Origin of the sequence: Shewanella sp. S23-S33 (assembly GCF_043359565.1) — a bacterium.
In the GTDB taxonomy this organism is placed as follows: Bacteria; Pseudomonadota; Gammaproteobacteria; order Enterobacterales; family Shewanellaceae; genus Shewanella; species Shewanella oncorhynchi.
On sequence record NZ_JBHFFD010000033.1, the window covers coordinates 59,498 to 72,359 of the forward strand.

Annotated in this window: 12 protein-coding genes and 2 tRNA genes; 12 read left to right on the forward strand and 2 right to left on the reverse strand. The window is 43.9% G+C overall.

Translation table 11 applies throughout. The features are described 5' to 3' along the window. Window positions 1–40: 40 nt before the first annotated feature. Entirely contained in the window at window positions 41–1,360 is a 1,320-nt protein-coding gene (locus ACHA99_RS09590; RefSeq protein WP_286993743.1) for a Na+/H+ antiporter family protein, read from the reverse strand. 385 nt (window positions 1,361–1,745) lie between these two features. On the opposite strand from ACHA99_RS09590, the gene ACHA99_RS09595 reads away from it, so the two are divergent. Further along, a complete protein-coding gene (locus ACHA99_RS09595; protein ID WP_006081247.1) occupies window positions 1,746–2,351 on the forward strand; it encodes a peroxiredoxin C in 606 nt (201 codons plus the stop codon). A 101-nt stretch (window positions 2,352–2,452) separates the two neighbouring features. On the opposite strand, the gene rnt is transcribed toward ACHA99_RS09595, so the two are convergent. Further along, a complete protein-coding gene (rnt, locus tag ACHA99_RS09600; RefSeq protein ID WP_393942413.1) occupies window positions 2,453–3,124 on the reverse strand; it encodes a ribonuclease T in 672 nt (223 codons plus the stop codon). Window positions 3,125–3,265: 141 nt separating this feature from the next. On the opposite strand from rnt, the gene motY reads away from it, so the two are divergent. From motY to ACHA99_RS09655, 11 genes are all read left to right on the forward strand, one after another. Next, window positions 3,266–4,135, forward strand: a complete 870-nt coding sequence (motY, locus tag ACHA99_RS09605; RefSeq protein ID WP_028760352.1) for a flagellar protein MotY — start codon at window positions 3,266–3,268, stop codon at window positions 4,133–4,135. A 760-nt stretch (window positions 4,136–4,895) separates the two neighbouring features. Next, entirely contained in the window at window positions 4,896–7,079 is a 2,184-nt protein-coding gene (locus ACHA99_RS09610) for a prolyl oligopeptidase family protein (protein ID WP_393942415.1), read from the forward strand. A 171-nt stretch (window positions 7,080–7,250) separates the two neighbouring features. Continuing rightward, complete coding sequence (gene ybgC / locus ACHA99_RS09615) at window positions 7,251–7,652, forward strand: tol-pal system-associated acyl-CoA thioesterase (RefSeq protein ID WP_006081251.1); 402 nt, start codon at window positions 7,251–7,253, stop codon at window positions 7,650–7,652. Further along, a complete protein-coding gene (tolQ, locus tag ACHA99_RS09620; protein ID WP_028760350.1) occupies window positions 7,642–8,328 on the forward strand; it encodes a protein TolQ in 687 nt (228 codons plus the stop codon). The genes ybgC and tolQ overlap by 11 nt, the downstream gene beginning before the upstream one ends. Continuing rightward, window positions 8,328–8,762: a protein TolR gene (gene tolR / locus ACHA99_RS09625; protein WP_113938780.1), complete on the forward strand. Its 435-nt coding sequence runs from the start codon at window positions 8,328–8,330 to the stop codon at window positions 8,760–8,762. The genes tolQ and tolR overlap by 1 nt, the downstream gene beginning before the upstream one ends. Beyond that, on the forward strand, window positions 8,763–9,794 hold the full coding sequence (gene tolA, locus ACHA99_RS09630) for a cell envelope integrity protein TolA (protein ID WP_393942419.1): 1,032 nt from the start codon (window positions 8,763–8,765) through the stop codon (window positions 9,792–9,794). Between the two features lie 9 nt (window positions 9,795–9,803). After that, window positions 9,804–11,132 (forward strand): Tol-Pal system beta propeller repeat protein TolB, encoded by a 1,329-nt coding sequence (gene tolB, locus ACHA99_RS09635; RefSeq protein ID WP_219234548.1) that lies wholly within the window; start codon window positions 9,804–9,806, stop codon window positions 11,130–11,132. A 46-nt stretch (window positions 11,133–11,178) separates the two neighbouring features. Then, complete coding sequence (gene pal / locus ACHA99_RS09640; protein WP_028760346.1) at window positions 11,179–11,712, forward strand: peptidoglycan-associated lipoprotein Pal; 534 nt, start codon at window positions 11,179–11,181, stop codon at window positions 11,710–11,712. A 24-nt stretch (window positions 11,713–11,736) separates the two neighbouring features. Beyond that, a complete protein-coding gene (gene ybgF, locus ACHA99_RS09645) occupies window positions 11,737–12,483 on the forward strand; it encodes a tol-pal system protein YbgF (protein WP_028760345.1) in 747 nt (248 codons plus the stop codon). Between the two features lie 142 nt (window positions 12,484–12,625). Further along, window positions 12,626–12,701, forward strand: a tRNA-Lys gene (locus tag ACHA99_RS09650). 58 nt (window positions 12,702–12,759) lie between these two features. Further along, a tRNA-Lys gene (locus ACHA99_RS09655) sits at window positions 12,760–12,848 on the forward strand. Window positions 12,849–12,862: the final 14 nt, after the last annotated feature.

The following is a 12,862-nucleotide window of genomic DNA, read 5'->3' on the forward strand; positions in this document are numbered from 1 at the left end:
TTACTTTCTAATACGGTAATATAAACGTCTGCGATAACACTTACAACACCATGGCCGCAATCCACCCAAACACTAATAGTGGAATATTGTAGTGGATAAATGTTGGGATCACGCTGTCACGAATGTGGTCGTGTTGACCATCGGCATTCAAACCTGCAGTGGGACCTAAGGTGGAATCTGATGCTGGCGAGCCCGCATCACCCAGCGCGGCTGCAGTGCCGACTAACGCGATTGTGGCCGCTACTGAAAAACCAAAACTTAATGCCAATGGTACATATATCGTCGCGATAATTGGAATGGTGGAGAAAGACGACCCAATTCCCATAGTGATCAGTAGACCAACCAGTAGCATTAAGAAGGCCGCGAGTGCTTTATTATCCCCAATGATGTCGCTAAGTGAGGCCACAAGCGTACCTACTTCACCGGTTTCTTTCACTACAGCGGCAAAGCCAGCTGCTGAAATCATGATAAAGCCGATATTGGCCATCATTCGCACACCTTGGTTGAAGATATCTTGGTCGGCGACATGCTTCAAGGCACCCGAAAAACTGAAAATCATGAAGCCGACTAAGGCACCAAAAATCATAGAGTCAGTTTCGAGTTGTACGACGAGAGTGGCTAATATCGCCAGTGCAGCAATGATGATATTGCGTTTGTTGAGATTTTCTTCAGGTTCAGCGACCAACACTTTTGCCTCGTCGTAAGTCCGAGGTTTACGGTAACTGATGAATACTGCAGTGAGTAACCCTACGACCATACCCGCGGCAGGGATTAACATGGCAGGCGGAATTTGCTCGCGAGCAGCGGCTAAGCCATTGCTGGTTAAGTTGGAAAGCAGAATATCATTTAAGAAAATGCCACCAAAACCAATTGGTAAAATCATATAGGTGGTGACTAGGCCGAAGGTGAGAACACAAGCCACAAGGCGGCGGTCGATGTTCAGTTTGGTCATCACATGTAAGAGTGGTGGGACTAAAATCGGAATAAAGGCGATATGGATCGGTAAAATATTCTGTGAAGCCATCGACATGACGAGTAGCGATAACAGCAGTAACCAGCGTACCCAGTTAGTGTTAGTGGGATTAGGATCTTGTCCAAGGCTACTAATGATGCTTCTAGAAATCAGCGTCGTTAAGCCTGAATGCGATAGTGCGACAGCGAAGGCGCCTAATAATGCATAACTGAGCGCAATTTGTGCGCCGCCACCTAAGCCTGTATTAAAGGCATCTATAGTTTGGTGCAGATCCATTCCGCCTACCAATCCCGCCACGAGGGCGCTCACGGTCAGGGCAATAACCACATTCACCCTAGCTAAACTGAGTGCTAACATTAAGCTCACTGCAATTACGACTGCATTCATTATCAATTTTCTTAATTCTTTAAGCCAAAGGAGCTATTTTCGACTGCAAAGGCAGTGGATGTCCAGTTTGCCGAGGGCTTATCTGAAAAATATCTGAAAATGTGATCATGCTGGGTTTTGTCTGTTAGCTGAATGTGGATTGCTCCGCACACTGGATACACAGATTGCTCTATCCTTAGTCAGGTAAAATGGAAATACCCTTGAAAAATGTGATATTGGTCTTAAATAGGTTGTAAGGCACAGCACACGACTTATAATGCCTAAGGATTTGATTGGTAAGAACACCTTTTAATCAGTAAGGATTTAACTTGACCTAGGTTGAGAACATACTGGCTAGAAGGCATCTTGCCTTACACTTAGTTCAACTCATAGATGGAGATATAAAATGAGCGTATTAGTAGGCCGTCAGGCTCCTGATTTTACTGCTGCAGCTGTATTAGGTTCTGGCGAAATCGTTGATAGCTTTAACTTGACTGCAGCCATCAAAGGCAAACCAGCCGTCGTATTCTTCTATCCACTTGACTTCACTTTCGTTTGCCCATCAGAGTTGATCGCTTTTGATCACCGTATGGAAGAGTTCACTAAGCGTGGCGTAGAAGTGATTGGTGTGTCTATCGATTCTCAGTTTACCCACAATGCATGGCGTAACACCCCAGTTGAAAAAGGCGGTATTGGCCAAGTTAAATACACGCTAGTGGCTGACGTTAAACATGAAATCTGTAAAGCATACGATGTTGAGCATCCAGAAGCGGGTGTGGCTTTCCGTGGTTCATTCTTGATCGACAAAGAAGGCATGGTTCGTCACCAAGTCGTTAACGATCTGCCATTAGGCCGTAACGTTGATGAAATGCTACGTATGATCGATGCACTGCAATTCCATGAAGAGCACGGTGATGTTTGTCCTGCTGGCTGGGAAAAAGGCGATAAAGGTATGAATGCAAGCACTGAAGGTGTTGCTGCTTACCTGTCTGAAAACGCAAGCTCACTGTAATTAGTACTTTTCTAATCACAGTCGCCTGTTAAATGAAAAAAGCTGCCAATGGCAGCTTTTTTGTTTTTTCATTGCTTAAGATCTATTGTTAACTGTTAAATTTATTCCACAGTACCGATTTCGGCATCCTGCGCATCCACAGCCAGTAATGGCCAGCCACCTAATGATTTCCAACGATTCACTATATGACAAAAAAGCTCCGCGGTACGTTCGGTATCATATAGCGCCGAATGGGCTTCTTTATTATCGAAGGGAATACCCGCCATAATGCATGCCTTGGCAAGTACGGTATGACCAATGGCGAGTCCGGCGAGCGTTGCTGTGTCAAAGGTGGCAAAAGGATGAAACGGCGAGCGTTTTAAGTCGCAACGTTCTATCGCCTTACTCACAAAACCATGATCGAATGCCGCATTGTGCGCCACTATGATACTGCGATGGCAGTCGGAGGCTTTTTGGGCTTTCTTCACGGCTTTAAATATTTCTAAAAAGGCTTCTTTTTCGCTCACCGCTCCCCGTAACGGATTAGTGGGATCAATACCGTTGAACGCTAACGCTTCGGGTTCTAAATTTGCGCCTTCAAAGGGCTCAATGTGGAAGTGTAGGGTTTTATCGATTCCTATCACACCTTCATTGTCCATTTTTAGTAGGGTGACGGCAATTTCTAGCAACGCATCGGTTTGAGAGTTGAAGCCCGCAGTTTCGACATCAATGACTACGGGAAAGTAGCCTCGAAATCGGTATTTCAATTTGTTCGCGTCGCAAATGTCACTCATAAAGTACTCAAGAAAATTCACAGGGCGCTATTATGCTAAATGTGTTGGGGTGTGTCATGCTTGATTGGTGGTTTTATGAGCTAAAGGAACTAAATAGTTTGCCGATAAAGCCATGTAACCGATTAAACATGAGTAAAGGCTATGTGGCGAAAACTGATATTAGTATCAATTTTATGCGTTCCAGCAACTGCAATGGCAGAGTTGCGCCATTATGTCGCCTCTTTAAGTGATTCCCAGTGGCGAGTGAGTGAAAATACTCCCATCGTCTGTCGCCTTGAGCATGATATTCCTTCTTACGGTAAAGCAATTTTTACCAGTGAAGCGGGTAAACAGCAGAATATGACTTTTACCTTAGATATGTGGGTAAAACCTGATCAAGTGACGCAGGCGAAATTAATTAGCCGCGCGCCACAGTGGCGTCCTGGTGTGGTATCGAAAGAGATCACGTCATTACATTATCAAAAGTACTTTAACGGTGAAGTGCCTAAGCGTGCAGCTTGGTCTATGTTGGCAGAGTTGAGTCGTGGTATGGAACCAACGTTTTACTATGCTGATTGGTATAACGAGTCGAATAAGATAGCTGTGGGTTTGTCTTCAGCTAATTTTGGCCGTAAATATACTGAGTTTAAAGCTTGTCTAGCGCATTTATTGCCCTATAGCTTTGAAGATATCGCTTTTACTGTATTAAATTACGATGAAGGCGGAACCGATTTAACTCGTTTCTCCCAGCAACAACTGTCTCGGGTGCAAGAATATTTAGCCTATGATCCCTTGGTAGAGTTAGTGCTGGTGGATGCATATACCGACAGCTATGGTGGCCGTTCAGTAAACCAGAAAGTGTCGGATACACGAGCAGCGTCGGTAAAAGAGTTCTTTGTTGCCAGTGGTATTCCTCAAGATCGTATTGTCACATTCGGGCATGGTGAGCGTCGTCATGTGGCTTCCAATGATGATATGGATGAAAGGGCGCGTAACCGTCGCGTTGTTATACGGATCAGTAAACCTTTTTAGTGATTTTTTTACCTAGGTTTTAAGTGTTTTCAATGCCAAGTTTATGACTTGGCATTGTCGTTTTTAAAAGAAGGAGAGTTCAGGCAGTATGCCACTTTAATCGAATGATTCGCTCAATTTGCGCGTATGGGTAAAAATAATGAGATTTTTTAATTTGTAGTGATGACATATCCACCTCAACAAGTACTGCAGAAAGCGAGAGTGGGATAAGTACGAGTAATATAGATGAAGTATAAAACTTGGCCGTTGCAATAATCAGGATTGTGTTTGAAATGCTAAAAAAAAAGCCCGCTTAAACTAAGCGGGCCGCAAAAATAATGCATTTGCAATCAACAAATTGAAGGAAGGAAGTCAAGCATAAGAACCAGAAAAGAAACTGAAGTGTTGGGAACACACCAGTTTAAAAGTTCTTTGTTTTCGATATCTGCAAGCAGTTATCTCCTGAAAACAAGCACATTCTATTGGGAAACCTGTTGTAAAACAAACGAGAAAAATTGCCCATAAACATTAGTAATTCTAATGGCTACAAAGGTGATTTATATCACTTAAGTCACTATTTACCTTGATTAATAACTTATAACTCACTATTAATGCATAATAATACACTTCAATAAGCTTATCCTTGCTGCTATTTTGTTAAATTCACGATACAGCTTAAAAAACTTCATATTAAGTTACGCCATTGCCATGATTTTTTTTACTTGTATAGTACTTGCTGAAAAGGCCTTAAGCCCGAAACCATAAGAAGGACGACAACACGATGGCATTAAGATTTCGCCTTGCAAAGCAAGGTTTGTTAGTGGCCACATTGGGGATGGCACTCGGTGCCTGCCAAAGTGGCAATGCACCTGAGCAAAATTCGACTGAGCAGGCAAGCGCAACTAAACTCGTTTACCCTGTTACTGAAAAAGATGACCTCGTCGAAACCATTCATGGTGTCGCTGTGGCCGACCCTTATCGTCATCTGGAGGCCAATACGCCTGAAACTGAAGAGTGGGTAAAAGAACAACAAGACTTTGGTCAAGCCTACCTCGCTAAGATCCCCAATAAACAAGCTGTGGTCGAACGTATTACAGAACTTTGGAATTACGAAAAAGTCTCTGCTCCGTTTGAAAACGGCGACAATCAATTTTACTACCGTAATGATGGCCTACAGGCGCAATCGGTTTTGTACGTTAAAGGTTTAGATGGTGTTGAAAAGCCTGTTCTTGACCCAAATAAACTGTCTGCGGATGGTACTGTTGCCTTATCCGGCGTTGCTGTGAGTAATGACGGTAAAATTTTAGCCTATGGCGTTTCAAATTCTGGCTCAGATTGGCAGCAATGGCAGTTCGTTGATATTGCAACCGGTAAGAAACTGGGCGATGAACTGAAATGGATTAAATTTTCTAGCGCAGTGTGGGATAAAGAAAACCAAGGCGTGTTTTATGCCCGTTATGATGCCCCAGCAGGGGGGGATGTCTTAGCTGACGTTAATTTTAACCAAAAAGTGTATTACCACAAATTAGGCACAGACCAACATCAAGATCTATTGATTTATGAGCGTCCACAGAATAAAGATTGGGGCTTTGGCATTGATGTCTCTGAGAAAGGTGAATACTTATTACTGTCGATTTCTCAAGGTACGGATAAGCGTAATCGTTTCTTCTATAAATCGTTATTTGAGCCTAAATCCCAAGTGGTGGAATTGATCCTCAAATTAGAAGCTGAATATGAGTTTCTCGGTAATGATGGTTCAGTGTTTTATTTCAAAACTGACTTAGAGGCACCTAACGGTAAAGTGATTGCGATTGACACCCGCAATAGTGATAAATCGCAATGGCAAACGATTATTCCTGAGTCTAAAGATCCGATTAATAATGTCGCCATGATTAATGACCATTTAGTGGTGAGTTATTTACATGATGTGTTAGGTCAATTATCGATTTACAGTATGGGTGGTCAGAAGCGTCAAGATGTGGCATTGCCTGGTCTTGGCAATGTGACAGGGCCTTTTGGTAAAGCCAGCAAAGATTATTTCTACTATGTGTTTAATAGTTATATTCAGCCTGAAACCACCTATAAGTTTGATTTTAAAACTGGCGGTTCAACCGTTTTTGCTAAACCCAAAGTCTCGTTTGATCCCGATGACTATGTTTCTGAACAGGTTTTCTATAGCAGCAAAGACGGTACGCGTGTGCCTATGATGCTCTCCTATAAAAAGGGCTTAGTGAAAAACGGTCAAAATCCGACATTACTTTATGCCTATGGTGGTTTTGCCATTTCGATGACACCACGTTTTAGCCCTGCCAATATCGCTTGGTTAGACATGGGTGGCATTTATGCTGTGCCGAGTTTACGTGGCGGCGCTGAGTATGGCGAAAGCTGGCATCAAGCGGGGATGTTCGACAAAAAGCAAAATGTGTTTGATGACTATTTTGCTGCTGCTGAATATCTGGTAAGCGAAAAATACACCAACAGCTCTAAACTCGGTGCCTATGGCCGCAGTAATGGTGGTCTGTTGATGGGCGCTGCTGTGACTCAACGTCCTGAACTTTTTGCTGCCGTATTACCTGCCGTGGGCGTGTTGGATATGCTGCGTTTTCACAAGTTCACTATTGGTTGGGCTTGGACGAGTGAATACGGCAGTGCTGATAAAGCAGAGCAATTCCCTGCGCTATTGGCTTATTCGCCCTATCACAATGTAAAAGCGCAAGCTTATCCTGCGACTATGGTAATGACTGCGGATCATGATGATCGTGTTGTGCCATTACACAGTTTCAAGTTTGCGGCTATGCTGCAGGAGAAACAGCTGGGCAATAAACCAGTCATTATGCGTATCGAGTCAAATGCTGGTCATGGAGCGGGTAAGCCCACGGCGATGAAGATCGACGAATTTGCCGACATCTACAGTTTCTTGTGGCAGAGTTTTGGCTTAACCTTGCCACAAGCTATCGCAAAATAACTAACTATGTTAATAAAATGGGGTCGTTTGACCCCATTCTCTTTTACAATTGCCCCTATTCATCTGAAACCCGCGCTATTCCTATCTATATCTTCATCGGGTCATTCACAAGTCTTGTTTCCCTAGGTATAGTAAGCGTCAATTTTTCAACCAAAATTTGCTTATTTTCAAATGATGTTTCATTGGCCAATTTCAGTCTATTACGAAGACACCGATGCTGGTGGCGTTGTCTATCATTCGAACTACCTCAACTTTTTTGAGCGCGCGCGAACCGAGTGGCTAAAAGCCCTTGGCGTGAGTCAGACTGCGTTATTAGCCGACGACACCGCTTTTGTCGTAAAGCGTGCGGAACTCGATTTTCGCAAAGCAGCACGTTTTGAACAGAACCTTATTGTTGAAACTAAGGTCATAGAGTTGAAAAAGGCCTCGTTGATCTTTCATCAACGCTTGGTCGATAAACAGGGAGACTGTTATTGTGAAGGCACAGTGCTGGTTGTTTGTGTTGCGCTATCACGTATGCGTCCCCGAGCTATTCCCTTAAATATTGTGCAGGAGTTTGACAGTGCAAGCTGATATGTCGATTGTTGGGTTATTTTTACAAGCCAGTTTATTAGTGAAATTTGTTATGTTCACTTTACTTTGCTTGTCGGTGATGTCTTGGACGGTGATTTTACAACGCCGTAGCTTACTGACATCCGCAAAAAGTAAATCGGCGAAGTTTGAAGACAAATTTTGGTCAGGTGTTGATTTAAACCGTTTGTATAAAGAATTATCATCTCGTCCAGATAATAGCGGTTTAGAGTCATTATTTGTGACTGGCTTTAAGGAATATTCACGCCTGAATAAATTAAATAGCAAAGTGCCCGATGCCGTCATGGATGGTACATCGCGAGCTATGCGTGTGACCTTGTCTCGCGAAATGGAAAAGTTAGAAGCTAACTTGCCGTTATTAGCAACGATTGGTTCGACTAGCCCTTATATCGGTTTATTTGGTACGGTATGGGGGATCATGAATTCTTTTATCGCTATTGGTTCGATGGAAAACGCCACCTTAGCTATGGTTGCCCCCGGTATTGCTGAAGCTTTGATTGCAACAGCTATGGGTTTATTTGCTGCAATTCCAGCGGTAATTGCGTACAACCGTTTCTCGACTCAAGTCGATAAATTAGAAATGGCTTACGCAAACTTTATGGAAGAGTTCTCCAGCATTTTGCATCGCCAAGCATACAGTGAGAAGGAAGGGGCATAATGCAACCAGCTTATCAGCGCAAACGTCGCCGCCCCGTTGCTGAAATCAACGTGGTGCCTTATATCGACGTCATGCTCGTGCTGTTAATTATTTTTATGGTAACAGCACCCATAGTGACCCAAGGGGTCAAAGTTGAGCTGCCTCAAGGGGCGGCAGAAGTGTTACCCAATGACAGTAAGCCGCCCATTGTTGCTTCTATCGATGGTGACGGTGATTACTTCCTCAATAAAGGCGGTTCAACGAATGTGCCTATGGATTTGGAAGAATTGGCAACGGAAGTGGCTGCACTTATCGTGACTGAACCTGAGCGTCCTGTTGTGGTTAAAGCCGATAGAAATATTCCTTACGATAAAGTGATTCAGTTGATGGTGACACTGCAGCAAGCTGGCGTGCCATCAGTCGGTTTGATGACGGATTCACCCAAGGAGAAATAGGTGGCAGATAAGTCAGATGTAACATTACCTCTGTCAATTTCAGCGGGTATTCATATTGGCGTGATAATTATTCTGGCGTTAGGAATAGATTTTTCTCACAAACCTGAGCCTATGCAACAAGTTAGCACACCAGCAATCAAAGCGGTTATGGTTGATCAGCAAAAAGTGGCTAATCAAGTTGAGAAACTTAAGCAAGAAAAGCGTGATGCCGAACGCCGTGAGCAAGAACGTCAAGCCGAGCTTGAACGCAAAGCTCAAGAAGCGAAACAGGCACGCGAGCGCGAACAAGCTCAGATTAAACAGCTAGAGCAAGAACGTAAGCAGCAGGAAATTGAGATTCAAAAAGCCAATGAAGCGACCAAATTAGCCCAGGTGAAACAGCAGCAGGAAAAGGAAAAAGCGGTCAAAGCCGAAGCCGACCGCAAGCTGAAAGAGCAGGAGCGTAAGGTTGCTGAAGACGCCGCACAAAAAGCCGCTGAAAAACGCAAGGTTGAAGAAGCTGCTGCAGTGAAAGCTGAAACTGACCGTAAGCAAAAAGCAGATGCGGAAGCTAAAGCTAAAGCGGAGGCTGATGCCAAAGCTAAAGCAGATGCCAAAGCTAAAGCGGATGCCAAAGCTAAAGCAGATGCCAAAGCTAAAGCGGATGCTAAAGCTAAAGCGGATGCTAAAGCCCTTGCCGATCAAGAGCAGGAAATGGCTGATGCATTAGCGGCTGAGCAAGCGGCGCTGTCGCAAACCATGAATAAGCAGATGCAGAGTGAAGTCGGTAAGTATCAGGCAATGATAAAATCAACTATTCAACGTAATTTGGTAGTGGATGAATCTATGCGTGGAAAGACTTGTACTGTCTCTGTGCGTTTAGCGAATGATGGGTTTGTGATCAGCAGCCAAACAAAAGGTGGTGATCCCAACGTTTGTCGTGCAGCAAAAGCGGCGATTTTGAAAGCGGGCAAACTGCCTGTGTCTCCGGATCCTGCGGTTTATAACTTGATGAAAGAAATTAACTTAATCGTTGAACCAACGTTTAATTAAAGGAGCACCATGAAAATATTGGCAAAATGGTTAGCACTGGCAGTTATGCTGTGCACCACCCCCGCGAAAGCGGCATTGGATATTGTGATCACAGAAGGTGTTGACGCAGCGCGTCCCATCGCTGTGATGCCTTTTGTATGGCAAGGTCCTGGCGCACCGCCACAAGCGATTGCTGATGTGGTGATGTCTGACTTAGCTCGTAGCGGTACCTTTAAACCTTTAGACGAGCTCGGACTACCTCAGCGCAATATTGGTGCTTTGGCTCAGTTTCAACCTAGTTCATGGTCTAGCGTTGGCGCAGAAGCTGTGGTGTTAGGTACTGTGAAACCTTACGGAACCGATCAGTATTTGGTGAGCTTTGATTTAATCGATTTAGTTAAAGCACAAAACCAAGCATTGAAAGGCTCAGTCAGCGCTACAGAATTTTTGATGGACAGTCGCCAAACTGTGATTTCAGCAGCACAATTTCGTCAATATGGTCATAGAATTAGCGATATCGTCTATGAAAAGTTAACCGGTATTCGCGGTGCATTCTTAACGCGGATCTCCTACGTCGTGGTCAATCATACTCAAAAAGCACCTTATCAGTTGATGGTTGCTGACTATGATGGTTTTAACGAGCAAATGTTACTGCGCTCACCTGAGCCATTAATGTCACCCACTTGGTCGCCTGATGGGCGTCGTTTGGCGTATGTTAGCTTTGAAAATAAAAAAGCAGAGATTTTCGTACAAGACCTTTATACCCAAGTGCGCACTAAAGTGAGCTCTTTCCCTGGTATTAACGGTGCGCCGGCTTTCTCTCCTGATGGCAAATCTTTGGCTGTGACGCTGTCTAAGGATGGTCAGCCTGAGATCTATGTTATCGATATTGCGACAAAAGCGATTAAGCGTATTACCAATCACTATGCTATCGATACTGAACCATCATGGTATCCTGATGGAAAGTCGTTGATTTTCACCTCTGAACGTGGTGGTAGACCGCAAATTTATCGCGTAGAGTTAAGTTCAGGTAAAGTGAGTCGTGAAACATTTGAAGGTGAATGGAACCTTGGTGGTTCAATTACGCCAGATGGACGTAGTATGATTTTTGTTAACCGTACTAACGGTAAGTTTAATATTGCGCGTATGGATTTAAATACGCGTTTTATGCAGGTGCTAACCTCTACACGCTTGGATGAATCCCCAAGTGTGGCGCCTAATGGTACTATGGTCATATATGGCACTACACACCAAGGTAAGCAAGTATTGGCAGCTGTTTCTACGGATGGACGCTTTAAAGCGAGATTACCCGTGGGTCAAGGCGAGGTGAAATCACCTTCTTGGTCTCCGTTTCTCTAATGTTATACCTTGATTTAATCACATTTAATTTTATAAGGAACACGTAATGGATCTGAATAAGTTGTTAAAAGCTATGTTGGTAGCACTTCCAATTATGGCTATTAGTGCATGTAGCTCAACTTCAGAATCAGAAACTGATGCAATGGGCTCAACAAACGGTTCAGGTAGCGAACTGAATGGTGGCATTCAAACTGGTGGTGTGGGTGCTATGTTGTCATCTGAAGAGCAGCAACGTCAGCAGTTAGAAGAGTTGAGAAAAGAACACATCATTTACTTCGATTTCGACCGCAGTGAAGTTCAAACTGAATTCGCCGCTGTATTAGAAGCTCATGGTACTTACTTAGTTGAGCACCCAAGTGTGCGCGTACTGATTGAAGGTCATGCGGACGAGCGTGGCACTCCTGAGTACAACATTGCTCTGGGCGAACGTCGTGCTAAAGCCGTTGCTAAATACCTACAAGGTATGGGCGTACAGCCAAGCCAAATGAGCGTAGTCAGCTATGGCGAAGAAAAACCACTTGATTTTTCTCGCACTGATGAAGGTTTTGGCAAAAACCGTCGTGCAGTTTTAGTTTACTAAGATTGAATCTCGGAGAGTAACACAATGAAACGTGCCGTCTTAATTACGGCAATGTTCCTTGGTGCGGGCGCTGCAGTTGCAGCGCCTGCTCCTGTGGAAGATATTGCTGGTGGTTCGGGTGATGACAGACTTGCTCGTATCGAACGTATTGTAAAATCGAGACAACAAAGTGAGCTCGAGATGCAACGTCGTCTTGATACACTGCAGCAGGAAGTTCTCGATTTACGCGGTTTAACCGAACAACAGAATTATCAGATTGAGCAGATGCAAGAGCGTCAGCGTCAGTTATATGATGAGCTTGCTAATTTATCCTCAAAGGCATCTGCCGCACCTGCAGCTGCAGCGACATCAATCCCCTCTGTGGTATCGACCAATGCTGCCGCAAGTAGTTTAAGTGAAACTGCAAGTTATGAAAATGCCGTTAACTTAGTCTTAAAAGAGCGTAAGTATGACGATGCTATTCCTGCCTTCCGTGCTTTTATCAAACAATATCCAGACTCTGTGTATGCTGCGAATGCGAACTATTGGTTAGGACAGCTATTATTTAATAAGAGCGAATTTGCAGAAGCCAAACAAGCCTTCAAAACTGTGGTTGATCGTTTTAGTGATTCTAATAAACGTGGCGATAGTTTAGTGAAGCTTGGCATGATCGCCGAGAAAACCGGTGATAAAGCTGGTGCGATGCAATACTACCAACAAGTTGTCAAAGATTACGCAAACAGCGCCGCAGCACGCATTGCACAGCAGCAACTGGCTGCAATTAAAGCGTAATTAACTAAAAAACATACTCTTAGTCTGTTTTTCATGCAAACGACAAAAAATTGGGAATTTGCGCTTGCATGAGAAGATGAAAAAGGTATTATAGGCGCCCTCAGAGCGGCGAGGTCGTTCGGGGCGTGAAATACCAGTAAATGGGTCGTTAGCTCAGTCGGTAGAGCAGTTGGCTTTTAACCAATTGGTCGAAGGTTCGAATCCTTCACGACCCACCACTTACTCTAATGAATAGAATAAGTTAGTGGTATTTAATGAGATAGTCAGTAGTACAATGGGTTGTTAGCTCAGTCGCTTTTTATAAAGCTAGAGCAGTTGGCTTTTAACCAATCAGTCGAATGGTTCTAATCCTTAATGACACACCACTTTACTGAAAGTG